The organism is Asanoa ishikariensis (assembly GCF_900107455.1).
In the GTDB taxonomy this organism is placed as follows: domain Bacteria; phylum Actinomycetota; class Actinomycetes; order Mycobacteriales; family Micromonosporaceae; genus Asanoa; species Asanoa ishikariensis.
The window spans coordinates 2,750,773-2,776,355 of the sequence record NZ_FNQB01000001.1 but is presented as its reverse complement, the minus strand read 5'-3'; the positions used below and the strand labels follow the sequence as shown (position 1 = coordinate 2,776,355).

25 protein-coding genes are annotated in these 25,583 nt (G+C 72.6%); 7 read left to right on the top strand and 18 right to left on the bottom strand.

The annotated features are described in order from the left end of the window. Positions 1 to 56 precede the first annotated feature (56 nt). Positions 57 to 803, top strand: coding sequence for a class I SAM-dependent methyltransferase (locus BLV39_RS13085; protein WP_204082906.1), 747 nt, complete (start codon positions 57 to 59; stop codon positions 801 to 803). On the opposite strand, the gene BLV39_RS13080 is transcribed toward BLV39_RS13085, so the two are convergent. Then, positions 800 to 2,614, bottom strand: coding sequence for an ABC transporter ATP-binding protein (locus BLV39_RS13080; protein ID WP_090790594.1), 1,815 nt, complete (start codon positions 2,612 to 2,614; stop codon positions 800 to 802). The genes BLV39_RS13085 and BLV39_RS13080 overlap by 4 nt on opposite strands. Next, positions 2,611 to 4,476 (bottom strand): ABC transporter ATP-binding protein, encoded by a 1,866-nt coding sequence (locus BLV39_RS13075; protein ID WP_239083914.1) that lies wholly within the window; start codon positions 4,474 to 4,476, stop codon positions 2,611 to 2,613. Before BLV39_RS13075 ends, BLV39_RS13080 begins: the two co-directional genes overlap by 4 nt. 163 nt (positions 4,477 to 4,639) lie before the next feature. On the opposite strand from BLV39_RS13075, the gene BLV39_RS13070 reads away from it, so the two are divergent. From BLV39_RS13070 to BLV39_RS13060, 3 genes are all read left to right on the top strand, one after another. Further along, entirely contained in the window at positions 4,640 to 5,269 is a 630-nt protein-coding gene (locus BLV39_RS13070) for a TIGR03085 family metal-binding protein (RefSeq protein WP_090790592.1), read from the top strand. Between the two features lie 86 nt (positions 5,270 to 5,355). Further along, a complete protein-coding gene (locus tag BLV39_RS13065; protein WP_239083915.1) occupies positions 5,356 to 6,288 on the top strand; it encodes a terpene synthase family protein in 933 nt (310 codons plus the stop codon). Between the two features lie 141 nt (positions 6,289 to 6,429). Continuing rightward, positions 6,430 to 8,250 carry an AMP-dependent synthetase/ligase gene (locus tag BLV39_RS13060; RefSeq protein WP_090790588.1) on the top strand — a complete coding sequence of 607 codons (1,821 nt, stop codon included), beginning with the start codon at positions 6,430 to 6,432 and terminating at the stop codon, positions 8,248 to 8,250. A gap of 173 nt (positions 8,251 to 8,423) precedes the next feature. Here the strand turns inward: BLV39_RS13060 and yczR are convergent, their stop codons facing one another. Continuing rightward, positions 8,424 to 9,878, bottom strand: coding sequence for a MocR-like transcription factor YczR (yczR, locus tag BLV39_RS13055; RefSeq protein ID WP_090790586.1), 1,455 nt, complete (start codon positions 9,876 to 9,878; stop codon positions 8,424 to 8,426). A 60-nt stretch (positions 9,879 to 9,938) separates the two neighbouring features. On the opposite strand from yczR, the gene yczE reads away from it, so the two are divergent. Together yczE and BLV39_RS13045 are read left to right on the top strand one after the other, a co-directional pair. Further along, the gene (gene yczE / locus BLV39_RS13050) at positions 9,939 to 10,613 is read left to right on the top strand and encodes a membrane protein YczE (RefSeq protein WP_373315406.1); all 675 of its coding nucleotides are present in this window, start codon (positions 9,939 to 9,941) and stop codon (positions 10,611 to 10,613) included. A gap of 82 nt (positions 10,614 to 10,695) precedes the next feature. Continuing rightward, on the top strand, positions 10,696 to 11,118 hold the full coding sequence (locus tag BLV39_RS13045) for a hypothetical protein (protein WP_090790583.1): 423 nt from the start codon (positions 10,696 to 10,698) through the stop codon (positions 11,116 to 11,118). Here BLV39_RS13045 and BLV39_RS13040 read toward each other — a convergent pair. From BLV39_RS13040 to hisD, 10 genes are all read right to left on the bottom strand, one after another. Then, positions 11,115 to 12,242 (bottom strand): hypothetical protein, encoded by a 1,128-nt coding sequence (locus BLV39_RS13040; protein WP_090790581.1) that lies wholly within the window; start codon positions 12,240 to 12,242, stop codon positions 11,115 to 11,117. The genes BLV39_RS13045 and BLV39_RS13040 overlap by 4 nt on opposite strands. Continuing rightward, positions 12,239 to 12,790 carry a SigE family RNA polymerase sigma factor gene (locus BLV39_RS13035; RefSeq protein ID WP_090790579.1) on the bottom strand — a complete coding sequence of 184 codons (552 nt, stop codon included), beginning with the start codon at positions 12,788 to 12,790 and terminating at the stop codon, positions 12,239 to 12,241. The genes BLV39_RS13040 and BLV39_RS13035 overlap by 4 nt, the downstream gene beginning before the upstream one ends. Before the next feature lie 78 nt (positions 12,791 to 12,868). After that, complete coding sequence (gene hisF / locus BLV39_RS13030) at positions 12,869 to 13,627, bottom strand: imidazole glycerol phosphate synthase subunit HisF (RefSeq protein WP_090790577.1); 759 nt, start codon at positions 13,625 to 13,627, stop codon at positions 12,869 to 12,871. Further along, on the bottom strand, positions 13,624 to 14,346 hold the full coding sequence (gene priA, locus BLV39_RS13025; RefSeq protein WP_090790574.1) for a bifunctional 1-(5-phosphoribosyl)-5-((5-phosphoribosylamino)methylideneamino)imidazole-4-carboxamide isomerase/phosphoribosylanthranilate isomerase PriA: 723 nt from the start codon (positions 14,344 to 14,346) through the stop codon (positions 13,624 to 13,626). Before priA ends, hisF begins: the two co-directional genes overlap by 4 nt. Positions 14,347 to 14,370: 24 nt before the next feature. After that, positions 14,371 to 14,694, bottom strand: coding sequence for a hypothetical protein (locus BLV39_RS13020; protein WP_090790572.1), 324 nt, complete (start codon positions 14,692 to 14,694; stop codon positions 14,371 to 14,373). Continuing rightward, on the bottom strand, positions 14,687 to 15,295 hold the full coding sequence (hisH, locus tag BLV39_RS13015; RefSeq protein ID WP_090790570.1) for an imidazole glycerol phosphate synthase subunit HisH: 609 nt from the start codon (positions 15,293 to 15,295) through the stop codon (positions 14,687 to 14,689). The genes BLV39_RS13020 and hisH overlap by 8 nt, the downstream gene beginning before the upstream one ends. After that, positions 15,292 to 15,444, bottom strand: a complete 153-nt coding sequence (locus BLV39_RS42970; protein ID WP_176984879.1) for a hypothetical protein — start codon at positions 15,442 to 15,444, stop codon at positions 15,292 to 15,294. The genes hisH and BLV39_RS42970 overlap by 4 nt, the downstream gene beginning before the upstream one ends. Beyond that, complete coding sequence (gene hisB, locus BLV39_RS13010; RefSeq protein ID WP_090790568.1) at positions 15,441 to 16,055, bottom strand: imidazoleglycerol-phosphate dehydratase HisB; 615 nt, start codon at positions 16,053 to 16,055, stop codon at positions 15,441 to 15,443. The genes BLV39_RS42970 and hisB overlap by 4 nt, the downstream gene beginning before the upstream one ends. Beyond that, positions 16,052 to 17,122, bottom strand: coding sequence for a histidinol-phosphate transaminase (locus BLV39_RS13005; RefSeq protein WP_090790566.1), 1,071 nt, complete (start codon positions 17,120 to 17,122; stop codon positions 16,052 to 16,054). Before BLV39_RS13005 ends, hisB begins: the two co-directional genes overlap by 4 nt. After that, positions 17,119 to 18,438 (bottom strand): histidinol dehydrogenase, encoded by a 1,320-nt coding sequence (hisD, locus tag BLV39_RS13000; protein WP_090790565.1) that lies wholly within the window; start codon positions 18,436 to 18,438, stop codon positions 17,119 to 17,121. Before hisD ends, BLV39_RS13005 begins: the two co-directional genes overlap by 4 nt. 91 nt (positions 18,439 to 18,529) lie before the next feature. Between hisD and BLV39_RS12995 the strand changes: the two genes are divergently transcribed. Next, positions 18,530 to 19,300: an LON peptidase substrate-binding domain-containing protein gene (locus tag BLV39_RS12995; protein ID WP_090790563.1), complete on the top strand. Its 771-nt coding sequence runs from the start codon at positions 18,530 to 18,532 to the stop codon at positions 19,298 to 19,300. Here the strand turns inward: BLV39_RS12995 and BLV39_RS12990 are convergent. From BLV39_RS12990 to BLV39_RS12970, 5 genes are all read right to left on the bottom strand, one after another. Further along, positions 19,297 to 20,181, bottom strand: a complete 885-nt coding sequence (locus BLV39_RS12990) for a phosphotransferase family protein (RefSeq protein WP_204082907.1) — start codon at positions 20,179 to 20,181, stop codon at positions 19,297 to 19,299. The two genes, BLV39_RS12995 and BLV39_RS12990, sit on opposite strands and share 4 nt — an antisense overlap. A gap of 11 nt (positions 20,182 to 20,192) precedes the next feature. Beyond that, complete coding sequence (locus BLV39_RS12985; RefSeq protein ID WP_090790561.1) at positions 20,193 to 21,221, bottom strand: DUF2567 domain-containing protein; 1,029 nt, start codon at positions 21,219 to 21,221, stop codon at positions 20,193 to 20,195. Between the two features lie 282 nt (positions 21,222 to 21,503). After that, positions 21,504 to 22,943, bottom strand: a complete 1,440-nt coding sequence (locus BLV39_RS12980) for a Clp protease N-terminal domain-containing protein (protein ID WP_143049740.1) — start codon at positions 22,941 to 22,943, stop codon at positions 21,504 to 21,506. A 36-nt stretch (positions 22,944 to 22,979) separates the two neighbouring features. Beyond that, a complete protein-coding gene (locus BLV39_RS12975) occupies positions 22,980 to 24,485 on the bottom strand; it encodes a MinD/ParA family ATP-binding protein (protein ID WP_090790556.1) in 1,506 nt (501 codons plus the stop codon). A gap of 157 nt (positions 24,486 to 24,642) precedes the next feature. Then, positions 24,643 to 25,578, bottom strand: coding sequence for a hypothetical protein (locus BLV39_RS12970; RefSeq protein ID WP_090790553.1), 936 nt, complete (start codon positions 25,576 to 25,578; stop codon positions 24,643 to 24,645). Positions 25,579 to 25,583: the final 5 nt, after the last annotated feature.

Sequence of the window (25,583 nt, the reverse complement as noted above, 5' to 3'; positions counted from 1 at the left end):
TCCGCGCGTCCGGCCCAACCCGCGGTCGCCCGATGCCCCGGGCTAGCCTGGCGCGCATGGCCGAGTCCCTGCCGTTCGACCGGGTCGCCGACTCCTACGACCAGACGCGGGGTGGAGAACAGCGCGGTCGGCAGTTCGCCGAAGCGCTCGCACCCCACCTGCTGCCCGGTCGCGTGCTGGAGATCGGCGTAGGCACCGGGCTGGTCGCCGCCGCGCTGGCCCAGGTGCACGGCGTGCCCGCCGTCGGTGTCGACCTCTCCCCCGCCATGCTCACGCACGCGCACACCCGGCTCGGCGCACGGGTCGCCGTCGGTGACGCCCGCGGGCTGCCGGTGCGCGACGCCTCGGTCGACAACGCCTTCTTCGCCGGTGCCCTGCACGTGATCGTCGACGTGGCGGCGGCGTTCGCGGAGGCGGTGCGGGTGGTCCGGCCCGGCGGACGGGTGCTGGCCCTGTCCGCGAGCAACGACCGCGACCGCCACGACGCCTTCGCGCCGCTGCTGGCCGGTCTCCCCGGGCGCGACCGGGTGGACCTGCCCGAGGCGGTGCTGGCCGCCGCGACCTCCGCCGGGCTGCGCACCCGCGAGAGCCGGGAGGTGACGGTCGGCGCGGCGGCCACGTCGCCCAACCAGATCGCCGAGACGATCGAGACCCGCGCCTGGTCCTACCTGTGGAACGTCGACGGGGCCGTCTGGGTCTCGACCGTCATGCCGATCGTGCAGGGCCTGCGCGACCTGCCCGACCCGGACGAGCCCCGGGACCGGCTCCTGACCTTCCAGCTCTCGGTGTTCGAGAGGGCTTAGCGGGTCTGCTCCAGCCAGCTCGCGTAGAGCTTGCCGTAGACGGAGCCCGCGTCCTGGACCAGCTTGTCGTGCGGGCCGCGCTGCACGACGCGGCCCTTGTCGACCACGATCACCTCGTCGGCGGCCTGCGCGGTCGACAGTCGGTGCGCGATCGCGACCGTGGTGCGGCCACGGGTCACCGCGTCGAGCGTGCGCTGGAGGCGGACCTCGGTGGCCGGGTCGACGGCACTGGTCGCCTCGTCGAGCACGAGCAGGTCGGGGTCGGCCACGTACGCCCGGGCCAGCGCGACCAACTGCCGCTCGCCGACGCTGAGCGCCTCTCCGCGCTCGCCCACCCGGGTCGACAGTCCGTTCGGCAGGCTCTCGACCCAGTCGGTCAGACCGAGCTCGGTGAACGCCAGCGAGAGGTCGGCGTCGGTGAGGTCCGGGCGGGCGAACCGCACGTTCTCGGCCACCGTCGCGTCGAACAGGAAGCCGTCCTGCGGCACCATCACGACGCGAGAGCGCAGCGAGTCGAAGCGGAGCTGGCCCAGGGGCACGCCGGACAGCCGGACCGTGCCCGTCGTCGGGTCCATCAGCCGGGTGAGCAGCTTGGCGAACGTGGTCTTGCCACTGCCCGTCTCGCCGACCACGGCCACGCGCGTCTTCGCCGGGATGTCCAGGTCCACGTCGTCGAGCACGATCGGGCCGCCGTACGTGAAGGAGACGTCCTGGAAACGCACGTCGATCGGCCCGGCCGGCAGCTCGACACCCCGCTCGCCGGGGTCGGCCACGTCGGGCGAGACGTCGAGCACGTCGAGCACGCGGCGCCAGCCGGCCACCGCGTTCTGGGCCTCGTTGAGCACCTCGGTGGCGATCTGCACCGGCTGGATGAACAGCGTGACCAGGAAGAGGTACGCGGTGAGCTGGCCGATCGTCAGCGCGCCGCCGATGCCGAGCTGGACGCCGACCACGACCACCGCGGCGGTGGCCAGGCCGGCCGCGATCTCGCCGCTGGAGAAGCCGATCACGCTGGTACGCAGGGCGCGCATCTGGGACGTCTTGTGTCCGTCGATGGCGGTGTTGAGCCGGGTCCGGGTGCGCTCGGAGACCCCGTACGCCCGGATGACCGGCGCGCCCACGACGCTCTCCGACACGGCCGCGAGCAGGGCGCCCATCCGCTGGCGGACCAGCCCGTACGCGCCGGCCAGGCGCTTCTGGAAGGCCCGGATCACGAACACCGCTGGCGCGAACGCGACCAGCACGACGAGCGTGAGCTGCCACGAGTAGAAGGCCATCACGCCGGCGGTGACCAGGAGCTGGCCGGCGCTGATGATCAGGATCACGCCGCCCCACTGGAGGAACTGGGTGATCTGGTCGATGTCGCTGGTCACCCGGGAGACCAGCGAACCGCGCCGCTCCGACTGCTGGTGCAGCATCGAGAGGTCGTGGATGTGCCGGAAGGTGCGCACCCGCACGTTGGCCAGCGCCGTCTCGCTGACCGTGAACAGGCGCCGCATCATCAGGTAGCCGCACAGCGTGGTCACCGCGAGCACGCCGGCGGTGATCGCCGCGACGGTGCCGACGAAGCCGACGTCGAGCCCGCCGGGGCCGGCGATGCCCTTGTCGATGGCCTGCTGGATGGCGACCGGCACGGCGGCCCGACCGATCATCGAGATGATCGCGAAGAACAGGGTGCCGGCCAGGCCGATACGCAGCTCGGGCGAGAGGGAGAGGCCGCGCCGGATGGTGGCCCAGGTGGACTCGGGCCGCTCCTCCCTCGCGTCGTCGGTGACCTTGGCTTTCGCGGGTGCGGTGACGGTCGTGGTCACGCGGTCACCGCCCCTTCCTCGTACGCGTGCTCGCGCTCCCGTTCGGCCTCGGCCCGCTCGTAGGCGGTGACCAGGTCGACGTACCCCGGCGTGGTCGAGAGCAGTTCGCTGTGGGTGCCGGCGGCGACCACCCGGCCGTGCTCGATGTAGACGACCTCGTCGGCGAGCGCGATCGTGGCCCGCCGGTAGGCGACCACCATGATCGAGGTGGGCTGCTCCCCGCCGCGCAGGGCGGCCAGGATCGCCGCCTCGACCCGGGGGTCGACCGCGCTGGTGGCGTCGTCGAGCACCAGCAGCCGGGGCCGGCCGGCCAGGGCCCGGGCCAGCGTGAGGCGCTGGCGCTGGCCGCCGGACAGCGAGGTGCCGCGCTCGCCGACCATCGTGTCGAGGCCCTCGGGCAGGCGGGCGATGAACTCGTCGGCCTGGGCGAGGCGCAGCGCGGCCCAGACCGCGTCGTCGTCGATGCCGGGCCGGTCGAGGGCGACGTTGGCGCGCACCGAGTCGTCGAAGATGAACGGGATCTGCGCGACCAGCGCGGCGTTGTCGGCCAGCGCGGCGGCGGTCAGGTCCGGCAGGTCGTGGCCGTCGATGCTGATCGTGCCGGTGGCGGGGTCGACCAGCCGGACGGCGAGGGAGGCGATCGTCGACTTGCCGGAGCCGGTCGGGCCGACCAGTGCGACCGTGCGGCCCTCGGGGACGACGAGGCTGATGTCGTGCAGGACGGTCGGGCCGTGCTCCTCGCCGGTCGCGGCGGCGGCCATGTCGTCGGTCTCGGCGCCGAGGGGGTAGGCGTAGTCGACGTTGTCGAAGGCGAGCCGCGCGGGACTGTCTGCTTTTTCCGGGCTTGTCGTGCCGTACCGCATCTCGCCGGTGGCCGTGAGCACGTGCTGGAGCCGGTCCCAGCCGGCCACGCTGCGCGGTAGCTCGGCCAGCACCCAGCCGATCGCGCGGACCGGGAAGGCCAGCACGGTGAACAGGAACGCGATGCTGACCAGGTCGGTCACCGAGATGTCGCCGGCCCGCAGCCGGAACGTGCCGACGAGCAGCACGGCCAGCGTGCCCAGGCTCGGCAGCGTCTCCATCAGGGGGTCGAACAGGCCCCGCAGCCGGCCGACCGAGATCAGCGCGTCGCGTAGCTCGCGGGCCTGGCCGGCGAAGCGGTCGGTCTCCTGACCCTCGCGGCCCATCGTCTTGACCACCAGCGCGCCGTCGAAGCTCTCGTGCGCGATCGCGCTGACCTCGCCCCGCATGAGCTGGGCGCGGGCCTGGCGCGGCGCCATCCGGCGCGAGTAGAAGACGTTGATCAGGAAGAGCCCGGCGAAGGTGGTCAGGCCGACCAGCGCGAGCACCCAGTCGGTCAGGAAGAGCGACCCGACGGCACCGATCAGCATCACCAGCGTGCCGACCGCGAACGGCAGGGGTGCGATCGGGAACCAGGCGGCCTCGACGTCGGAGTTGGCGTTGGACAGCAGCGTGCCGGTCGCGTGCCGGTGGTGCCAGGAGAGCGGGAGGTCGAGGTAGCGGCCGGTGACCAGCCGCCGGTAGCGCGCCTGGAGGCGGAACTGCATGTAGCCGGCACCGAGCCGGCGGCCGAAGATGCCGACCACCCGGAACACGCTGATCGCCAGCACCGCGAGCGCGCCCAGCCAGAGCAGCGCGTTGTTGACCGCACCGTCCTCGATGGCCGGCACGATGATCTTCCCGACGATGTGCCCGATCACGTACGCGCTGCCCACGACCAGGCCGCCGAAGAGCACACTGCCGCCGACCGCGAACGCGAAGATGCGCGGTTCGTCGCGAATGGCCCGGCCGAGCACGCGGAAGCCCCGGGCGAGCACGTCCCGACTGGTCACGCTCGCCACTATGTTTTGCCCCTCTGTCTGACCGCCCGGCTACCCACTGGGAGTAAGCCGCGAAATTCCACCGTAATCCTTACCGGACCCAAGCCCTCCGGGCGAGCGGGTATTCCATGTGTCCACGATCACAGGTGTTTAGATTTGGCTCACCCTGGCTACGATTCTCGCCATGTCGCGGTTCGTACGGTCCGAACGTCGGAAACTTGCCGACCTTTTCAGCACGGTCGGCCCCGAAGCGCCGACCATGTGCGACGGTTGGGTCGCCCGCGACCTGGCCGCCCATCTGGTCATCCGGGAGCGCCGGCCCGACACCAGCCTCGGCATGTTCATCCCCCCGCTGCGGTCGCACGCCCGCAACACGCTGCGCTCGTTCGCCGCCCGACCGTACCCGGACCTGGTCGAACTGGTCCGAAACCCACCGTTGTGGAGCCCGGTCAGCAACCCACTGGTCGAGGGGATGACCAACGGCCTGGAGTTCTTCGTGCACCACGAGGACGTCCGTCGGGCCCAGCCCGGCTGGCAGCCCCGCGACCTGCCCAAGGAGGACCAGGCGGCGCTCTGGAAGACCGCGTCCCTGATCGCCCGGCTCCGGCTGCGCAAGTTCCCGGCGGCGCTGCTCGTGCAGGCGCCCGGGTTCGGCGAGGTCACCGCCGGCACCGGCGGTGAGCGGCTCCGGCTGGTCGGTGCGCCCGGCGAGCTGGCCTATTTCCTGTCCGGACGGCAGCGGGCCACCCGGGTTCAGATCGACGGTCCGCCCGCGCTGGCCGATCGGCTGCGGACTTCCCCGCTGAAGATCTGAGGCATCGACCGAACCACCCGTTCCCTCGCCGCCCGGTCGCCAGACATCATCGGGTACGGGCTGGGGGTGGGATGCGGACGTTCGCGGTGACGGCCTTGACCCCGCCGCCGTACGAGGCGCTTGTCCACGAGGCGGTCGCCGAGGTCGCCGCGCACTCGGCCGACTGGGCGGACGCGTTCGGGCTGGTGCCGTCGGCGGCGGCCCGGGAACGGCTGGCGCGCGCCAACGCCGCGGAGCTCGCCGCGCGGGCCTGCCCGGAGGTGCCCCTGTCGGCGGTCCGGCTGCTGGCCGACCTGATCACCTGGCTGTTCGCGTTCGACGACCGGTGCGACGAGGACGAGCTCGGCGCCAACCCGGCTCGGCTCGCGCCCGCCCTGGCGCCGCTGCTCGAGGTGGTCGACCGGTTCGGCACCACCGCGCACGCGGGCTACCAGCCGGCCGGGCCGACCGCGGCCGCGCTGCACGACCTTTGCCGCCGGGTCCGCGCGCTGGGCCGGCCGGGCGGGCTGCTCAAGTTCGCCGCGGCCTTCCGCGAGTACCTGTTCGCCCTGCTCTGGGAGGCGACCAACCGGCAACTGCACCGCGTGCCCCGGTTCGCCGAGTACGTGCAGATGCGCCGGCACACCGGTGCCGTGCTGCCCAGCTTCGCGCTCACCGACCTGGCCACGGACGGTCTGGCGGCCACCGTCGACCGGGTCGACCCGCGGGTGGTCCGGCTCGACCTACTGGCCGCCGATCTCGTGTGCTGGTGCAACGACGTCTTCTCGTACGGGAAGGAACGCCTGCGCGACGGGCACAACCTGGCCACCGTCATCGCGTACGAGCTGAACTGGCCGGAGCGGGCGGCCCTGACCGAGGCGGCGGCGCGGTACAACGCCGGACTGGCTGCTTACGGCGCGTTGGAGGCCGAGGTGCTGGCCGACGCGGACGGCAGATTGTCCCGGATGTTGCAGTCCCGGCGCCGCTGGTTACGCGGCACGTACGACTGGTCCCTGGGCGCCCTCCGCTACCACCCCTGAGTCCAGGATAAAGACCCTGGTCAGCCCATGATCGACACGTACGCTCAGGGACTGGCATCGACGCACCGGTTAGCCATACTCTTCGGTAGCAACCGTCAGAGTGACCACGATCACATGGCCAACTAAAGGTGGTTTCCGGATATGTCGCTCGATGTCCCTTACCGGTCGATCCCCGACATGTTCCTCAAGCGTGTCGCCGCTTCGCCCGACGCGCGGGCGTTGGGCTACCCGGGTGCGTCCGGTCCGCAGTGGATGACCTGGCAGCAGGTGGGCGAGCGGGCGCGTTCGCTCGCGGCCGGCCTGAACGGCCTCGGCGTCGGCGCCGAGGAGCGCGTCGCCATCCTCGCCAACACCCGCCTCGAGTGGGTCATCGCCGACCTCGGCATCATGTGCGCGGGCGCGGCGACCACCACGGTCTACCCGACCACCGAGCCGGAGGACGCGACGTTCATCATCGCCGACTCAGGCTCCAAGGTCGTCATCGCGGAGAACGCCATGCAGGCCGGCAAGCTGGCCGGCGCGAACCTACCCGCGGTCACCCACGTCGTCCTGATCGACGGTGACGCCGACCCGGCCGCCAGCCCGCCCCAGCTCACGATGGCCGACCTGGAGAAGCAGGGCGCTGCCGCGCTGGCCGGCGACCCGGAGCTGATCGAGCGGCTCGTCGCCGAGATCGCCCCGGACCACCTGGCCACGCTGATCTACACCTCCGGCACCACCGGCCGTCCCAAGGGCGTCGAGCTGCTGCACGCCGGCTGGTGCTGGGAGGCCGTGGCGCAGGCCGACCTGGGCATCCTGCGGGCCGACGACCTGCAATACCTCTGGCTGCCGCTGTCGCACTCGTTCGGCAAGACGCTGCTGTGCGGCATCATCCACGTCGGCCTGCCGACCTACGTCGACGGCCGGATCGACGTGCTGGTCGACAACCTCGGCGTGGTGAAGCCGACGCTGATGTGCGGCGCGCCCCGGATCTTCGAGAAGGTCTACAACAAGGCGATCACCAACGCCACCTCCGAGGGCGGCGCCAAGGCCAAGATCTTCGGGTGGGCGGTCGCCACCGGAAGGCGCAAGGTCAAGCTGGAGCAGGCCGACCAGCCGGTGCCCGCGGGCCTCAAGATTCAGTACGCGATCGCCAACAAGCTGGTGTTCAGCAAGCTCCAGGCCCGGCTGGGCGGCAACATCCGCACGCTGGTGTCCGGCGCCGCCCCACTCAGCGTCGACATCTCCGAGTTCTTCGCCGCCGCGGGCCTGCCGATCTCCGAGGGCTACGGCCTGACGGAGACGAGCGCGGGCAACTTCGTCAACCGCCCGGGCGGCCTGCGCATCGGCACGGTCGGCCAGCCGCTCGGCGACCTCGAGTGCAAGATCGACTCCGACGGCGAGGTCCTGCTCCGCGGCACGCCGGTGATGCGCGGCTACCACAACCTGCCCGAGGAGACCGCGGCCGCGTTCACCGAGGACGGCTTCTTCCGCACGGGCGACATCGGCGAGATCAGCGAAGACCGCTTCCTGAAGATCACCGACCGCAAGAAGGACCTGGTGAAGACGTCGGGCGGCAAGTACATCGCCCCGTCCCACATCGAGGGCCTGTTCAAGGCCATCTGCCCGTACACCTCACAGGCGATCGTGGTCGGCCAGGCCCGCAACTTCTGCACGATGCTGATCACCCTGGACCCGGACGCCATCGCGGCCTGGGCGGCGGGCGGCGAGCTGGCCGGCAAGCCCTACGCGGAGATCGTCGCATCGGCACAGGCCCGCGAGATGGTCGAGGGCCACGTGGCCGAGCTCAACGCGAAGCTCAACCGCTGGGAAACGATCAAGAAGTTCACCATCCTCTCCCGCGACCTGACGATCGAGGACGGCGAGATCACCCCGTCGATGAAGGTCAAGCGCCGCGGCGTCGAGGCCAACTTCCAGACGGAGATCAACAAGATGTACGAAGGCACGCTGGCCGAGATCTAGACAGCACAGATCGGCCCGCCCGGGTGGCAGTCCCACGCCACCCGGGCGGGCCGATCCATGTGGCGGGGGAAGCGGGTGTGCTCCGCCGGGTGGCGACACTCCGACGGGGGACCGGCTGTTCACGTCTTCTAGCTGCTGAGCTTGCGGATGCCTGCCGCCACAGGGCTTTTGCGTCAGGCGATGACGACTGGTTTGCGCCAGCCTGGGTGGGGGGCGTGGTCCAGGTCGTAGCGGACCGTGGCGATTCGCTTGACCGCGTCGATCAGGTCGCCCTCCGGCAGCGTGTACGGCAGTCGCAGGAAGCGTTCCAGCGTCCCGTCCAGGCCGAACCGAGGCCCCGGAGCCAGCCGCACCCCGACCTCCTCGGCCGCTCGGGCCAGGGCGCTGGAGATCGGTCCGTCGAGCTCTGCCCACAGCGTCACGCCGCCGTGTGGGGTCTGGACCCGCCACTCCGGTAGGTGTTCGGCCAGTGCGTCCAGCAGCGCGTCGCGTTGGGCGGCGAGTTGCAGGCGGCGGGCCGGGACGATCGTGTCGGCGCGGTCCAGGAGTTGGGCGGCTACGAGTTGGTCCAGCACCGGGCTGGACATGTCGACGCCGACCCGCAGGGCCGCCAGTCGTTGGACCGTCGGGGCCGAGGCGCGGACCCAGCCGATGCGCAGGCCGCCCCAGTACGGCTTGCTCATGCCGCCGATGGTGATCACGCGGGAGTGGCGGTCGAACATCGCCACCGGTGGTGGCATCTCGACCCCGTCCAGCGGGAGGTCGACGAACGACTCGTCGACGACCAGGTCGGTGCCGGTGGCGTGGGCCGCGGCGACCATCCGCTCGCGCAGGTCGGCCGGCATCAGGTGGCCGGTCGGGTTGTGGAACTCCGGAATGACATAGGCCAAGCGAGGCGTGCTCTGGCGTAGCGCGCTGAGCAGCAGTTCGCCGTCCCAGCCGTTCGCCGGGTCCAGGCCGTGCGTGGTGATCCTGGCCCGGCGCGCGGACAGCGCCGCGAGGGCGTTGGGGTACGTGGGTGACTCCATGAGCACGCCGTTGCCGGCCTGGACCGTCAGCCGCAGCACCAGGTCGAGCGCCTGCTGGGTGCCGCTGGTCACCATGATCTGGTCAGGGCTGGTCGGCAGGCCGCGGTCGGTGAAACCGCGGGCGACCGCCTCGCGCAGTTCGACCAGGCCGGTCGGGTGGTAGCCGGCGTCGCCGAGGTAGCGCGGCAGCTCGTCGGCCGCGGCGCGGGCGGCGGGGATCAGCTCGGGCGGCGCGGCCAGCGCGGCGCAGCCGAGGTCGATCATGCCGAGGTCGTTGAGCGGGGTCCACAGGCCGGTGCTGGCCACCCGGTGGCCGCCGGGGAGGGTGGTCCAGCTCCCGGCGCCGCGGCGGCTGGTGAGGTGGCCGCTGTCGCGCAGCTCCCGGTACGCGGCCGTCACGGTGGTCCGGCTGACCTTGAGTGACTCGGCCAGCTCGCGCTCGGCGGGCAGCCGGATGCCCAGGGGCAACCGTCCGTCGGCGAGCAGGCCCCGGACCGCCCCGGCCAGGGCCGCGTAGTCGGGGTTCTTGCGACGGCCCGGCAACGCGTGCCAGTGGCCGAGCAGGCGGGCGAGTTGGCTACCCCGGACCAGGCTTGTCATATCCACTCCTCGCGAATTGGCTCTTCAACACCGAACCAATTGGCCTTCAGAGTTGCATGCATGGCGTCCGAGAGCAACCACCCGCACCACCCCATGGCCTTGCGTGACCGGCTTCCCCGCCGGCTCACCCAGTTGTTCCTGGGCCTGGTGTTGTACGGGGCGAGCATGGCACTCCAGATCGAGGCCACCCTGGGATTGGACCCCTGGGACGTGTTCCACCAGGGTCTCGCGGAGAAGACCGGGCTCTCGTTCGGCACCATCGTGATCATCGTGGGTGCGGCCGTCCTGCTGCTCTGGATCCCGCTGAGGCAGAAGCCGGGCATCGGCACCGTCAGCAACATCGTCATCATCGGCCTCGCCGTCGACGCCTCGTTGGCCCTGTTCCCGACGCCGGACGGGCTGCCGGTGCGGATCACTTTCCTGGTTCTCGGCATCGTGCTCAACGGGGTCGCCGGCGGCCTCTACATCGGCGCGCGGCTCGGGCCGGGGCCTCGGGACGGGCTGATGACCGGGTGGGTGGGGCGCAAGCCCGGCCGCTCGATCCGGCTCACCCGGACGGTGATCGAGGTGGGCGTGCTGGGCGCGGGTGTGCTGCTGGGAGGCACTGTCGGCATCGGCACGGTGGCGTACGCGCTCCTCATCGGACCGTTGAACCACGTCTTCATTCCGCTGTTCACCGTGCGCCCCTCGCCACCCCGGATCGGTGGTCAACCGATCGCCGAACCGACTGCATGATGCATCGAACCTGGTGAAGGTTTCAGGTAAACGAAAGATCACACCAATGTTCATGGGTCGTTGACGTTGGCATCATTGCTCCATGGGGCAAGACGGCTGGCGACGATCCGATGCTTGGATCTTCGTCTCGGTGGTGATGGCGAACGGCGCCGGGCGACACATGCGCTCGGCGACAACTCGACGACCCGAGGGCGTGCGGCTGGCCGACGTGCTCTCGATGGCCGACCACCTGCGCCAGTTGCTACCGGGCCGGCGTGAGGTCGAGGAAGCGGTCCGGCGCCTGACCGGCGCCGGGCTGATCACGGTGGCCGACGGCTGGTTCCGGGTCACCTCCGCCGGCGGCACGCTCTGGCGCGCCCGCCGGTCCGGCGTGGGCGCGGTCGACACCGTCTATGCCCAGTTGCTCCGCCGTCCGATCCCGGACGACAGCGACTGGACGTTGGACGATGCCGACCACGCTGCGGCGATCCTGGAGTACGCCGGGCGGACCGAGCCCGCCGACTAGCGCTTGACCACGGGCCAGTCGGCGGGGTCGGCGGGATCCTTGATCATGCGCAGGTCGGCGTAGGCGGTCCTCGGGTCGGCGTCCCAATTCTCGTACCAGGTCACTGCCCGGGTTCCGGACACGTTCCAGACGATCATTTCGGTGTCGGCCACCCAGGCGTCGTGCCCGCCTACGGTCGCGTTCGGCTCCGGGTCCGCCCGCATACGGGATCCGGGGTCCACGGACTTGCGGGCTTCGAAGGACACCTGCCGGCGTTCGCCGGGAGGCTTCTCGGCTTCGGCGGCCGTCTGGGCAACCGCAATGCTCGCGGACCAGACCTGCCCCTCGTAGTCCGGGTACCCGGGCTCGGCGATCGAGACGAACGTGCGCACGGCGGGCAGGTCCGCGGTCGCTCCGGTGAGCGTGAACGGCAGCCGGACGGGCTCGGCCGCGGTGAGCCACACCGACTCGGCCACCTTGCGGGCCACGGCCGCCGCCGCCTCGGGCGTCGGACCGGCACTGCCGCCGTACGAGACGCGTGCCCACGCGCCCGGCGCGTACTCCCAGCGAAGCGCGGGACACGAGCCACGTACCGCTGGATCGCTCAGGCACACCGCGGGCCGGCCGTTGATGTCCTCCGTCTCGCGTTCCACCGCCCCCATGGGCAGCCCGAGGGCACCGTCGGAGAAGTCCGTGATCGGTCGGCCCTTGGCCAGCACCACCAGGAACAGGCCCAGGTCCGTACCTCCGTCGGCCCAGTCCTTGTCCTTGGCACCGAAGCTCTGCTCCGTGACGCTGACCTCCGCCGACCCGCCCCTCAAACCGCCCGGGACCCAACCGATGTGCAACGTACGCATCAGCGGGTCGAACCGTTCGGGGGCCTCCTCCACACCCGTCCCCGCCGCCGCGATCAGGGCCGGGGCCGGCGCCGTGCCGTCCAGCGCCATGCCCTGGCGGAGCTCCGGACCACCGCCGAACGGGTTCACAGCCACGACCGTCGCGACGACCGCGGCCAGCCCGCCGGCCACCGCGGCCCGGCGGACCGTTCGCCGGCGCCGCCCGCGCGCGATGATGGCGCCGGTGTCCGGGCTGGCTGGCTGGTCCGGGTAGTCGAGCGCGGCCCGCAGATCCTCGATGGTGTTCACGACCGGTTCCCTTCTTGAAGGTCGGGCGAGAGGCGCAACTTCACGAGGGCGCGCGCACAGGTGCTCTTCACCGTGCCGGCCGCGATGTCGAGGGTCCGGGCGATCTCGGCTTCGCTGAGATCCTCGTAGAAGCGCAGGACCACCACCGCCCGCTCCCGCCGCGTGAGCACCGCGAGCGCACGGTGCACCGCGTCGCGCCCGACCACCTGCTCGGAGTGGTCCGCGGTCAGTGCGGTGACCGGCACGATCGCGGTCGGCCGCTCCCGCCCGAGGCCACGGCGCAACCAGTCGGTGCGCGCGTTGGCGAGCCCGGTGCGCACGTACCCCAGCGGGTTGTCCTGCCTGACCCTGGACCACCGCAGGTAGGTGCGGGTCAGGACGGTCTGGAGCAGTTCCTCGGCCCGCCCGGCGTCACCGATGATCAGGTCGGCGATGTGCAGCAGCCGACCGTAGTTGGCGGTGACGAAGGCGGTGAACTCCGCCTCTGCCGAAGGTGTAACCCTGCTGACGGGCGCCTCCACGCGACCGATGGTCGACAGCGCTCTCATGCCACTCCCCGTATGCCGACGACATCCTCTCGCCTCCAAGACGCAGGACCGCCGGATCCGGTTCTGTGTGGGATCAGATCAGCCGCGTACGGGGTGACCCGCCTCGCGCAGTGCCGTCTTCACGTCGCCGATCCGCAGGTCTCCGAAGTGGAACACGCTGGCCGCCAGCACCGCGTCCGCGCCCGCGTCGACGGCCGGCGGGAAGTGGGCGGTCGTCCCCGCGCCGCCGCTGGCGATCACCGGGATGTCGACGACCGCCCGGACGGCCCGGATCAGCTCCAGGTCGAAGCCGGCCTTGGTGCCGTCGGCGTCCATCGAGTTGAGCAGGATCTCCCCCGCACCGAGGTCGGCGACCCGCTTCGCCCATTCGACCGCGTCGAGCCCGGTCTCCTTGCGCCCGCCGTGCGTGGTCACCTGGAACCCGCCGAAGGGCGAGCGGCGCACGTCCAGCGAGAGCACCAGCACCTGGTTGCCGAACCGCTGCGCGATCTCGCTCACCAGCTCCGGCCGCGCGATCGCCGCGGTGTTGACGCCCACCTTGTCGGCGCCGGCCCGCAGCAAGGTGTCCACATCGGACACCGAGCGGACCCCGCCGCCGACGGTCAGCGGGATGAACACCGACTCGGCGGTACGCCGTACCACGTCGAGCATCGTGCCCCGGTCGTCGGACGACGCGGTCACGTCGAGGAAGGTCAGCTCGTCGGCGCCGGCCGCGTCGTAGGCCGCGGCGAGCTCCACCGGATCGCCGGCGTCGCGCAGGTCGACGAAGTTGACGCCCTTGACCACCCGGCCCGCGTCGACGTCTAGACAGGGAATCACCCGGACCGCGACGCTCACGACGCCAGCACCGCCAGGGCCTCGCGCACCGTGAACGCGCCCGCGTAGAGCGCCTTGCCGGCGATCACGCCTTCGACCCCGGCGTCTTCCAGGGTGGCCAGCGCGCGCAGATCGTCGAGTTTCGAGACGCCGCCCGAGGCGATCACGGGCGCGGGTGTACGGGAGCAGACGTCGCGCAGCAGGTCCAGGTTGGGTCCGCGCATCGTGCCGTCCTTGGTGATGTCGGTGACCACGTACCGGGCCGCGCCGGCCTTGTCGAGGCGTTCGAGGACCTCGAAGAGGTCACCGCCGTCGCGGGTCCAGCCGCGGGCGGACAGGGTGCGGCCGCGCACGTCGAGCCCGATCGCCACGCGGTCCCCGTACTCGCCGACGACCCGGTCGCACCACACCGGGTCCTCCAGTGCGGCCGTACCGATGTTGACCCGGGCCGCGCCGGTGGCCAGCGCGGCGCGCAGCGAGGCGTCGTCGCGGATGCCGCCGGAAAGCTCGACCTTGACGTCGAGACGACCGACCACGTCCGCGAGCAGCTCGGCGTTGGAGCCCCGGCCGAACGCGGCGTCGAGGTCGACCAGATGCACCCACTGCGCACCGTCGTGCTGCCAGGCCAACGCCGCCTCCAGCGGGTCGCCGTAGCCGGTCTCGGTGCCGGCGGCGCCCTGCACGAGGCGGACGGCCTGGCCGTCGGCGACGTCGACGGCGGGCAGCAGGGTGAGCGTCACGGTTGATCTCCTCGGAAGCTTTTGTCAGGAGGTGCGGCGGCCCAGGGCGACGACGACCAGGGCGGGCAGGCAGAGCAGGCCGAGCAGGGTCAGCACCAGGCGCAGCGCGATGTCGTCGACCAGGAACCAGACGAGCGCCAGCAGCACGAGCGTGACCACCGCGATGCCGGCGCGCTGGCCGCGGCTGCGGCGGACGAGCAGGCGGCCGGTGCGGCGACGCCGGGGCATGAGCCGGGTGAGCAGCGCACGACGGCGCTGCCGGCGCGCGACGATTCGGGCGCGTCGGGCGCGCTGCTTGGCGGCCTCCGCCTCGCGGGCGGCCCGGCGCAGGGCGCGTTCCTTAGCCAAGGGTGGCCAGCCAGTTGCCGAGCAGGGTGGCCCCCGCGTCGCCGGACTTCTCCGGGTGGAACTGGGTCGCCGACAGGGCGCCCCGCTCCACCGCGGCGACGAACGGCGCCTCGTGCGTGCACAGCGTGGCGCCCGGCAGCGGATCGTGGGCCGCGTACGAGTGGACGAAGTAGAACCTGGTGTCGGTCGGCAGGCCGGCGAACAGCACCGAGTCGGCGGGCGGTGCGACCGTGTTCCAGCCCATGTGCGGCACCCGCCGGGCACCGAGCCGGGTCACCGCGCCGGGCAGCAGGCCCAGCCCCTTGGTGACCACGCCGTGCTCCTCGCCCGCCTCGAACAGGATCTGCATGCCGACGCAGATGCCGAGCACCGGGCGGTCGGCGGCGACCCGCTCGGCGATCACCCGACCGGCGTCGCCCGTCAGTGCGTCAATGCCGGCCATGCAGGCGGCGTACGCGCCCACGCCCGGCACGACCAACCCGTCCGCTTCGGCGGCGGCTTCGAGGTCGGGTGTCACGGTGACGTCCGCGCCCACGCGCTCGAGCGCCCGCTGGGCCGATCGGAGGTTGCCGGACCCGTAATCGAGGACGACGACCTTCATGACGGCACCAGCCAGAGGATGCCGCCGACGAGAGCCAGCGCGGCGAGCAGCCCGACGAAGACGGCCGCGGCACGGGAGGTGCCCTGTTTGTAGAGCGAGTAGGCGCCGCCGGACAGGATCCCGGCCAGCGCCAGCAGCGCGATGCTCACAAGGCGCCCTTCGTCGACGGCACGGCGCCACCGGACCGCGGGTCGATCGCCACGGCCTCGCGCAGCGCCCGGCTGAGCGCCTTGAACTGGGCCTCGACCACGTGGTGGGCGTCTGGGTTGCCGCCGGGGCGGGCGGCCCGGAGCACGTCGACGTGCAACGTGACCTTCGCGGCCAGGCCGAACGACTCGAAGATGTGCCGGGTCATGCTGGTCGGGTAGACCGGTCCGATGTACGGCGCCAGCGGCGGCTCGTCGTGCACCACGTAGGCGCGGCCGGACAGGTCGACCGCGGCCCGCACCAGCACCTCGTCCATCGGAACGGTGGCGCTGCCGTACCGCACGATGCCGGCCTTGTCGCCCAGCGCCTCGGCGAACGCCGTGCCCAGGGCGATCGCCGTGTCCTCCATCGTGTGGTGCGCGTCGATCTCCAGGTCGCCGACGGTCTGCACGGTCAGGTCGAACCCGCCGTGGCGGGCGATCTGGTTGAGCATGTGGTCGTAGAAGCCGACGCCGGTGGAGATCTCGGCCCGACCGGTGCCGTCGAGGTCGATCTCGACGCTGACCTTGGTCTCGTTGGTGGTGCGCTCCACGCGGGCGCGGCGGGTGCTCACAAGGACTCCATGGCGGTGAGGAAGGCGTCGGTCTCGGCGGGGGTGCCGGCGGTGACCCGCAGCCAGCCGGGCAGGCCGACGTCGCGGACCAGCACGCCGTGGTCGAGCAGTGCCTGCCAGGCGGCCCGCTGGTCGCCGCCGACCTCGAACAGCACGAAGTTGGCGTCGCTGTCGGCCACGGTCAGGCCGCGCGATCGCAGCGTCGCCACGATCCGGTCGCGCTGCTCCTTGATCGCCTCGACGGTGGCGAGCAGCCCGTCGCGGTGGGCGACGGCGGCGCGGGCGGCGGCCTGGGTCAGGGCGCTCAGGTGGTAGGGCAGGCGGACGAGCTGCACGGCGTCGACCACCGCCGGGTCGGCCGCCAGGTAGCCCAGCCGGCCGCCGGCGAACCCGAACGCCTTGCTCATCGTGCGGGTGACCACGAGCCGTGGGTGGCCGGGCAGCACGGTCAGCGCGCTCGGAGTGCCGGGCCGGGCGAACTCGGCGTAGGCCTCGTCGACGACCACCATGCCGGGCGCGACGTCGAGCACCGCGGTCACCACGTCCGGCGGCAGCGCCGTGCCCGTCGGGTTGTTGGGCGAGCAGAGGAAGACCAGGTCCGGGTCGTGCTGTCTCACTTGCGCGACCACGTCGGCCGCGGTCAGCGTGAAATCGCCGCCGCGGTGGCCGTCGACCCAGGCCGTGCCGGTGCCGACCGCGAGCAGCGGGTGCATCGAGTACGCCGGGGTGAAGCCGAGCGCCGTGCGGCCCGGGCCGCCGAACGCCTGGAGAAGCTGCTGCTGGACCTCGTTGGACCCGTTGGCCGCCCAGACGTTGGCGACGGTGAGCCCGTGGCCGAGGTAGGCCGCGAGGTCGGCGCGCAACGCCACCGCGTCCCGGTCGGGGTAGCGGTTGAGGTCGCGCAGCTCGTCCTGGACCGCCTTGCCGATCGCCTCGACCACGTCGTCGGGCACGGGGTACGAGTTCTCGTTGGTGTTCAACCGCACCGGCACGTCGAGCTGGGGCGCGCCGTAGGCGGTCAACCCGCGCAGGTCGTCCCGCAGCGGGAGGTCGTCAAGTGTCGTCATGCCGGGAACCTCGCCGTGACCGCCTCGCCGTGCGCCGGCAGGTCCTCCACGTTGGCCAGGGTCACCACGTGCGGTGCCGCGTCCCGCAGGGCGGCCTCGTCGTACTCGATGACGTGGATGCCGCGCAGGAACGACTGCACGGACAGGCCGCTGGAGTGGCGGGCGCAGCCGCCGGTCGGCAGCACGTGGTTGGACCCCGCGCAGTAGTCGCCCAGCGAGACCGGCGCGTACGGACCGACGAAGATCGCGCCCGCGTTGCGTACCCGCATCGCGATCGTGCGGGCGTCCCGGGTCTGGATCTCCAGGTGCTCGGCGGCGTACGCGTCGACCACCCGCAGCCCCTGGTCGAGGTCGTCGACGAGAACGGTCCCGGACTGCTCGCCGGTCAGCGCGGTGGTGACCCGCCCGGTGTGCTTGGTGGCCTCGACCCGGGTCGCGAGCTCGGCGTCGACCGCGTCGGCCAGGCTGGTCGACGGGGTGACCAGCACGCTGGCGGCCAGGGGATCGTGCTCGGCCTGGCTGATCAGGTCGGCGGCGACGTGGCCCGGGTCGGCGGTGTCGTCGGCCAGGATGGCGATCTCGGTGGGGCCGGCCTCGGCGTCGATGCCGACGGTGCCGCCCGAGCGCATGATCCGCTTGGCGGCGGTGACCCAGACGTTGCCGGGCCCGGTGATGATGTCGACGGGCCGGCAGTAGCCGGTGCCGGCGGCGTTGGTGGTGCTGCCGTGGCCGAGCACCGCGATGGCCTGCGCCCCGCCGACCGCGTAGACCTCGTCGACGCCGAGCAGCGCGCAGGCGGCGAGCACCCGCTGGTCCGGCAGGCCGCCGTTGTCCTTCTGCGGCGGGCTCACCACGACCAGCGCGTCGACGCCGGCGACCTGGGCCGGCACCACGTTCATCACGACCGTCGAGGGGTACATGGCCAGGCCGCCGGGCACGTAGAGCCCGACCCGCTCGACCGGGACCCAGCGTTCGGTGACCGTGCCACCGGGTACGACCTGGGTGGTGGTGTCGCGCCGGCGCTGGTCCTCGTGGACCCGGCGGGCGCGGCTGATCGCCTCCAGCAGGGCGGCCCGCACATCGGGGTCGAGGCTCCGCTCCGCGGCCTTGATCGTCTCGGGCGGGACGCGGAGCTCGTCGAGCTCGACACCGTCGAAGCGCGCGGTGGCCTCCCGGACCGCGCTGAACCCATGCTCGCGCACCGCCTCGACGAGCGGGCGGATGGTCTCGACGGCCTGCGACACATCGAGCCGGGCACGGGGCAGCAGACCGCGCGGGTCAGTGTCGACGCCGCGCAAGTCGATCCGGTTCAACACCCCACAAAGTCTAGGCGTTCCAGCAATCGGGATTCCGGCGCCGTTCGCGCTGTTCGGTCCCTGGTGCCCGGTCAGGCGCTAGGCTCGGGCGGTGACGTCGCGGCTGCCCGTTTTTCCCCTCGGGACGGTGCTCTTCCCCGGCCTGGTGCTGCCGTTGCACATCTTCGAGGAACGCTACCGCGACCTCGTGAAGCATCTGCTGAGCCGGCCCGATGGTGATCCACGCGAGTTCGGGGTGCTGGCGATCCAGCAAGGGTGGGAGACGCTGCCCACCGCGCCCGCCCCCGCCCCACCGGAGACACAGCCGCCCCGGCTGGGTCCGGTGCCGACGACGCCGCTGCCACCGCCGCCCGCGGCGCAGGCCGAGCCCGGCGACGTGGCCCTGCACGAGGTCGGCTGCACGGCCGAGCTGCGCCAGGTCACCGAGCTGCCGGACGGCCGCTACGACATCGTCACCGTGGGCCGGCGCCGGTTCCGGGTGGTGTCCGTCGACAAGACCTCCGAGCCCTATCTGATGGCCGAGGTCGAATGGCTGCCCGAGCCGGAGGGCCAGGAGGAGCTCGCCGACCTGCTGGCGCCCCGGGTGCTCGCGGTCTTCCGGCAGTACCTGACGCTGATCCGCGCCGACGAGCGGGAGCTGACCGAGCAACTCCCGGAAGACCCGACGGTGCTGTCCCACCTGGTCGCCGCGACCGCCGCGCTCACGCTGGAGGACCGGCAGCGGCTGCTGGCCACCCCGGACACCGCCGGCCGGCTGCGGGCCGAGCTGCGGCTGCTGAGCCGCGAGGCGGCACTGCTGCGCCAGGTGCGGGCGGTGCCGGTGCCGCTGCGCGACCTGGCCGTGCCCGGGAGCCCGAACTAGCTGACCGCCGCCGCGACGTAGTCAGTCAGGCGCCGGGTCAGCAGGGTCGGCGTCAGGTCGGTGCGACCGAGATCACGCCAGGGTCCGGCGACCTTCTCGGCGTCCGGTGCGAAGCCGAGCGCGTCCAACAGCCGCCAGTAGCGGTGGTCGGCACCGAGCACGCCGCCGGCCTCCTGGTAGTGGCCGGCGAACTTGAGGCCCTGCTCGGGCCCGTGCAGCAGGGCGGTCGCGGTGGCGCAGTGTGCGACGTCGAGGTCGGCCGGGCCCCAGGAGGTCTCCACCCAGTCGACGACGCCGGTGACCGTGTCGCCGTCGAAGAGCACGTTGCCGTGGTGGAAGTCGCGGTGCAGGAACCGGCCCTCCCACGGCGGCGCCTCCCGGCGGATGAGGCCGACGGCGTGGCGCCAGAGGGCCGTGTCCTGGTCCGGGACGCGTACCCGGTCAGGGTCGGTCCAGGGCTGGTAGGTCCGCGGCCTGTTCGCGATGGCGTGGATCGCGACGAGCTGGCGGGCCAGCTCCGCGGACCGGTCCACTGTGAGGTCGACGCGGCCCGGGAGCAGCGACATCAGCAGGGAGGGATGGGCGGCGCCCGCACCCGCCGGGTCCACGGCGTGCAGGCGGGCGGCCGGGACGGTCGTGCCGGCGAGCAGTCGCAGGATGCCGGCCTCGCGGGCGAGCAGTCCGGGGGCGTGCCGGGCGTAGAAGGGCTTCAGGAAGGACCGCAGGACCAGGGGGTACGAGGTGTCCGGGCCCTGGATGTCGAGCCGGCACATCCGGGAGGTCCAGCCGCCGCGCAGTGGGGTGACGGTGTGGATCTCGTGTGCCGGTGGGAGGGCGGAGTGCACCCAGTCGCGGGTCCGCGGCTCCAGGCCGGCGCTCACCGTCGCGGGCGTCAGCGCGGGGGCGCGGCGGGGTCGCCCGGATCGGCCGGCCCGCCCTGCCAACCGGACCCACCCGGCTGGGCTGGTCCGCCTGGCTCCGTGGCCGGCTGGCCCGGCCAGCCCGCTGCGGCGGTTTCGCTCGGTCCGGCGAGCGAGTAGTACGGGTTGCTCGGCACGGCGGGCTGCGGCAGCGCCGGCTCGGGTCGCAGCGTCGGGGTGCGCGACCAGCCCGCGAGCAGCGTGTAGATGATCACCGCGCCGAAGGTCGCGATCAGCAGGTCGCCGTGCACGAACGGTACGACGTCCCAGAGCTTGGTGAACCCGCCGGCCCGCAGGTCGGGCGGCCGGACGAGCAGGTCGCCGGGCTGGGCGGCGAGCACCTTGTCGTGGTAGTCACCGGACCCGATCCGCCGGCCCACCTGCCAGGCCAGGATGCTGGCGCCGATGGTGCCGACGACCAGCGCGGCCAAGGTCAACGGCCCGCGGTGCCGCTTGAACCCGATCCAGGTCACCAGCGCCGCCACGACCCCGAGCGAGAACAGCAGGATCGTGAACCACCCGTCGGAGGCGATGAACTCCTCGGGACTCGGCGTCGCGAACACGGCGCCGTCCTCGGTCTTGATGATGGGCACCCCGGGCGCGATCAGAGCCCACAGCAGCCCGAGCGGCGCACCGATCACGGCGACGACGGCGACGGTCAACCCGGCGGCACCGAGCCGCTGCCGCAGCGGCATCCGCGGGGTGGGCGGTGCCGAGGGCCCGTAGGCGACGTCCGCACCCGGGACGCCGACCTCGACAGGACTCGGCGGCTGCCAACCGGTCGGCGGCGTGGACCACGGCCCCGCACCCGACGCGCGCCCGGCATCCGGCGGGTCGAGCTGTGCGAACGAGCCGAACGCCGCGGACCCACCGCCGGCAGGGTCGGGCGACGGGGAAGCGAGCGGGTCAGCGGGCAGGGAACCCGCCCTCGTCCAGGTGCCGTCCCCGGTAGCGGGGGTGGCGCCGGACCCGTCGGTCGGCTCGGGGCTGGCGGCGGTCACCGACCGATCCTCTCAGGCGAATCGCCCATCGCCTACCGCACCCCGCCACAAACGATCAAGACTCGCCGAGGCGCGCCACTCCCGCCCCGCGCGCCACGTCCCCCGACGTGCCACGGGATCGAGATCGGTGGCCGGGGCCGGGGTTCGGCGGCGACGATCAAAAGCTGGTTCTCCCGGGTCCGCGGTGGGCGCGACCGTCGCTCCCGCCGGGGATCGCTCCGCTTCGCTGCGCTGGCCAGGTCCGCGGCACACACCCGCTAGGGCATCCTAGGACAGAGTCGATCATGACCAGGCCGACGGGATCGCGCTGAGCAGGGCGGTGGCTCGGGCGCGCAGGTCGTCGCCGTCGACTCCGCACGCGTCCAGGAGCGGACCGGCGGTGGGTGCCTCCAGGAGGGCCAACAGGTAGTGGGTCGTGCCGGACATGGCGTGGTGGTGGTGCAGGGAGATCTCGGCGGTCCGCTTGCCGGCCCGGAGCAGCTCGTCGGCGAGGAAGGGGTCACCCCGACGGAGCTCCTCGACCTGTTCGGCGACGGCCTCGGGGCTCGGGTCAGGTGGGAGCACGTCCACCAGCCGGTCCGGCGCGGGGCCCAGCGGCACGACGGCGTCGGGGCTCAGGCCCGATGGCAACCCGGCCGCCAGCCGGTCCGCGGCGGAGCCGAACGGCAAGCCAGCCTCAGAGCCCAGGCCCGATCGCAACGCGGCCACCGGCCGGTCCCGCGCGGAGCCGAACGGCAAGCCAGCCTCAGAGCCCAGGCCCGATGGCAACCCGGCCACCGGCCGGTCCCGCGCGGAGCCGAGCGGCGCACCGGCCTCGTGGTTCGGGGGCGGTGCTAGCGCCGTATCCAGGCGGTGGGGGTCAAGGCCGGCTTCGCGGAGCAGGGCGGCCGCGTGGTTGCGGGCTCGGCGTGGGGGCGCGAAGCCTGCGCCCGTCGCCGTGAAGGACGCGTCGACCCGCAGCAGGGCCAGCAGCGCGTGGCCGGCGCCGGCGACGTCGTGGTCGAGACGCACCGCCTGGGCCTTGATGTCCTCGGTCGATGCCAGCAGGAAGCCGTCGAGCCGGGTCAGCCGCGACATGGCGCGGCCGATCCGGGCACCGAGCCCCCGACCCTCCGCGGGGAAGGGGCTGGGCTCCGGATACGGCGCCGACGACTCGCCGAGGGTGCGGTCGCGGGCCACCGACGCGATCATTTCCGCGCGCCGCACGTCGTTGGCCGCCAGGTAGCGGGTGGCCGGCAGGTCCCGCAGTCGCAACGTGGCGAGCAGGAGATGGCCGAGGCCGGCGAAGCCGACACCGTGCTCGCGTGCCTCGGCCAGGGTGCCGGCCAGCTGCGCCCGTGCGGCCGGCGTCCACCGTGGCCGATGCTCCCACCAGTCCGGGTCGTCCTTCCGCTCCGGCACCGGCCGGCGCGCCACCCGCCGGACCCGCCACTCCACCTCGCGCAGCAACGCCTCGACCTCGGGGTCCGGCGGGGTCGCCGCGATGGTCTCGCCGGGGCCGTAGCGGCCGGAAGGATGAGCCGGGCTCTCGGCGATCCCCCGCAGCTCGGCCAGCACCGACGGGTCCAGGAGCAGCGGCAGGCGCTTCGCCCGCGCGGTGGCGTGGGCCAGCACGTCGATCGTCCCGATCAGCGGGGCACGCCCGCGAAACGCCGACCCGTACGCGCGTCGCAACGCGAACATGATCGGCTCGCCGAGACCCGCCCATCGACCGCCGGACATGCGTACACGGTAGTGGGTGATCACCACCCGACCGGCTCAGCGGGCGAAGGGCTCCAGCATCACGCTGGCGGCCTTGAGCCAGGCGTCGCGGGTCGCGGGTTGGAGCTGCTGGTATTCGATCGACGAGCCCGTCTCCAGCGCCGGGTCGTAGGGCACGACCGCGACCGCACGCGTACGCGTGGCGAAGTGCGCGGCCAGGTCGTCCAGCATCGGCGACTTGCCCGGCGTCGGGCAGGACAGCAGGGTCACCGCGTTGGTCGCGAGATCGCCCATGCCGACGTCGTAGAGCAGGTCGAGCATCCAGTCGGCGGTGAACGCGGCGTCTTCCCGGGGCACCGTGGTGATGACCAACTGGTCGGCCGCCTGCAGGACCGTCTGCCAGTTGGCGCTCTCGACGTTGTTGCCGGTGTCGACACAGATCACGTCGTGGGTGCGCCGGAGCAGCTCCAGCACGCGACGCACCGTGTATTGGTCGAGCCGCTGCGCGAACCGCGGGCTCTCCTCGCCGGCCAGCACGTCGTAGGTCCCGTCGGACGCGTGCCGCAGGAACTCGTCGAGCGCCTCGGTCAGCCCGTAGCCGTGCTGGGCCTCGACCTCGGCCAGGTTCGTGATGAGGTGCCGGATCGTGCGGGCGTGCCGGGCGCTGCCGGCCCGCAGCCCGAGCGTGCCGCGAAGCTCGTTGTCGTCCCAGGCCAGCACGCCCTGCCCACGGACGCTGCCGACGGTCGCGGCGGCCAGCACGGTCGCGGTGGTCTTGTGCACGCCGCCCTTCGGGTTGGCGAACGCCAGCACCCGCGAGCTGCCGAACTCCCGGCGCAGCACCCCGACGGCCCGGTCGACCTCGGTCTCGGTCGGCGCGGGGGCACGCCACTCGAGCCCACCCGGGTCGGGCTGGCTGACCGGTGGCGGCGGCGGTGGCGGCGGCTCGACCAGGCGCGGCTCGGTGCGGGCGTACCCCTCGTATCCGCCGCCCGTGTATTTCTCGGTGTAGTCGCCGCCGTCGAACTGGTCGCCGGTGTAGCGGTCCTGTGCGTATCCGGAGGCACCGGCGCCGTAGGCGTAGTCGGTGCCCGCCCCGCTCCCGCCGTAGTAGCCGCCGGACTGGTAGGCCGTCGGCTCGTAGCTGTCCTGCGCCGGCGGATGGGCCTCCGGCGCGGGCGGATAGCTCTCCTGCACCGGCTGGTAGGTCTCCTGCGGCGGCACGTAGCTCTCCCGCGCCGGCGGGTAGCCCTGTTGGGTCGGCAGGTAGCCCGGCTGGGCCGGCGGGTAGCTCTCCCGCTCCGGCGGGTAGCTCTCCCGCTCCGGCGGATAGCGCCGCTCGGGCGGGTAGGAGACCGGCGCGACGGCGCGGCCCTGGAACCCGTTGACCGGCGCGACCGGTGGTTCCTGGCGCTCCACCGGAGCCCGCGGCGCGGCCACCCTGGCCTCCCGGACCTCATGGTTCTCCCCGGTGCGCCCCCCGAGCAGCGCACGGTCGAGGAGTGCCCGCCACCGTGGGGCCGGCTCAGCCGGTCGACCCCACCCGGTTTCGGTGCCCTCCACGCCTCGCCCTCCCGACGCGTACGCCCGCTCGACAGATCCGGCTACGAAGCAACCCTATGCGGCCCACACCAGCACGCATATCCCCACTGTGCACATGGCGCACCGTCAGACTGTTCCAACGTGCCGGGCCGGTCACCGGATGTGGGCCACTCCACGATTACCCCGGCTCCGGTGAACCGCTGCTCACCGCCTCGGTCGGCGCGGTGGTCGGCGGCTCCGGTGTGGGGCCGGATGGTTCGGCCGACGGCGTCGGCGCTGGTAGCGCGGTTGGTTCCGGTGGTGCGGCGGTCGGCTCGACAGGTGTCGGGCGCGGCGCCGGATTCGGTTCCGGCAGGGGCGGCAGGAACACCGCCCGGTCCAGGGTACGCACCTCGGGCGCAGGATCGACAGCCCGCACGCCGGGTCGCGCGGCGAGCCGCTTCAGGTCGGGCGGCGCCGCGCGCAGTACGGCGGCGTACACACACGAGCAATGTGTGCGGTATGCCGTCGCCTCGGCGATCGCCACCCGGGCCGCTGTCTCGTACACGGGACGCAGTCGACCTTCGTCGGGCGTGCCCGTGACCTCGACGGCGCGGTCCTGGTAGTCGTGCGCCTCCCGCTCCTTGCGCTCCGCGAACAGCAGCATTCCGGCGACCACGTCATCGGGCACCCGGTGTACGGGCATCCGCGCGATCTGGGTCTGCATGCCGGGCAGCGGCACCCTGGTGAACACTTCGGACACCGGTGCGCCGTCGAGCACGGTGGGCAACCGGTCGGGCGCGAGGTAGGCGGAGAACATCACCAGCGCGTACGGGTCGCCCTTGCCGGAGGCGCGGGCCGAGAGCTCGTCGAGCTCGCGCCGGGACTCGGCCAGGTAGCTCGGCACCGAGACACCGTCGGGGACCCCGACCCGGACCACCTCGCCGCTCGGCGCGTCCTCACGCGGGCGCTCTGCCACCCAGACGGCGGTCGCCAGCACCACGGTGACCGAGACCAGCGAGACGACCGTCAGCAGGCCGGTGTGGCCGGTGGGCCGGCGGAGCCGGTCCAGCAGCCGACCGAGCGGCGGGACGATCGCGTCGTCGATCCGGCGGAGCAGGTCGTCGACGCGCACGATCC

Coding starts and splice junctions, on each gene's coding strand:
- BLV39_RS13085 (WP_204082906.1), top strand. CDS start 57: ATGGCCGAGTCCCTGCCGTTCGACCGGGTCGCCGACTCCTACGACCAG.
- BLV39_RS13070 (WP_090790592.1), top strand. CDS start 4,640: ATGTCGCGGTTCGTACGGTCCGAACGTCGGAAACTTGCCGACCTTTTC.
- BLV39_RS13060 (WP_090790588.1), top strand. CDS start 6,430: ATGTCGCTCGATGTCCCTTACCGGTCGATCCCCGACATGTTCCTCAAG.
- yczR (WP_090790586.1), bottom strand. CDS start 9,878: ATGACAAGCCTGGTCCGGGGTAGCCAACTCGCCCGCCTGCTCGGCCAC.
- yczE (WP_373315406.1), top strand. CDS start 9,939: ATGGCGTCCGAGAGCAACCACCCGCACCACCCCATGGCCTTGCGTGAC.
- BLV39_RS13045 (WP_090790583.1), top strand. CDS start 10,696: ATGGGGCAAGACGGCTGGCGACGATCCGATGCTTGGATCTTCGTCTCG.
- BLV39_RS13035 (WP_090790579.1), bottom strand. CDS start 12,790: ATGAGAGCGCTGTCGACCATCGGTCGCGTGGAGGCGCCCGTCAGCAGG.
- hisH (WP_090790570.1), bottom strand. CDS start 15,295: ATGAAGGTCGTCGTCCTCGATTACGGGTCCGGCAACCTCCGATCGGCC.
- BLV39_RS13005 (WP_090790566.1), bottom strand. CDS start 17,122: ATGACGACACTTGACGACCTCCCGCTGCGGGACGACCTGCGCGGGTTG.
- BLV39_RS12980 (WP_143049740.1), bottom strand. CDS start 22,943: ATGTCCGGCGGTCGATGGGCGGGTCTCGGCGAGCCGATCATGTTCGCG.